This window comes from Staphylococcus sp. HMSC069E10, assembly GCF_001809205.1.
GTDB lineage: Bacteria > Bacillota > Bacilli > Staphylococcales > Staphylococcaceae > Staphylococcus > Staphylococcus hominis.
This window is the reverse complement of record NZ_KV796501.1, coordinates 1-271: the sequence shown is the minus strand read 5'-3', so window position 1 is coordinate 271 and position 271 is coordinate 1. Positions and strand designations below refer to the sequence as shown.

Here is a 271-nt window from a genome sequence, read left to right as displayed (position 1 = left end):
AAAAAGATAAAGACACTAATGACCAAAAAAGTGAGAGCCATATGAAGCATAATGATGAAAGTAAAGTTCCTGAAGATATGACATCGACTAATGAGGGTGAATTTAAAGTAGGAGATAAAGTAACGATTACAGCAGGGCATATGCCAGGTATGAAAGGTGCAGAAGCTACTGTAAAAGGTGCGTATAAAACATATGCTTATGTTGTAAGTTATAAACCCACAAATGGAAATGAAAAAGTAAACAATCATAAATGGGTCGTAAACGAAGAGAT

At 34.3% G+C, this 271-nt stretch carries 1 protein-coding gene; it reads left to right on the top strand.

Annotated features, from left to right (window positions below; all coding sequences use genetic code 11):
• A partial coding sequence (locus HMPREF2561_RS10220) for a YdhK family protein (RefSeq protein WP_256275939.1) occupies positions 1-271 on the top strand: 271 nt, incomplete at both ends.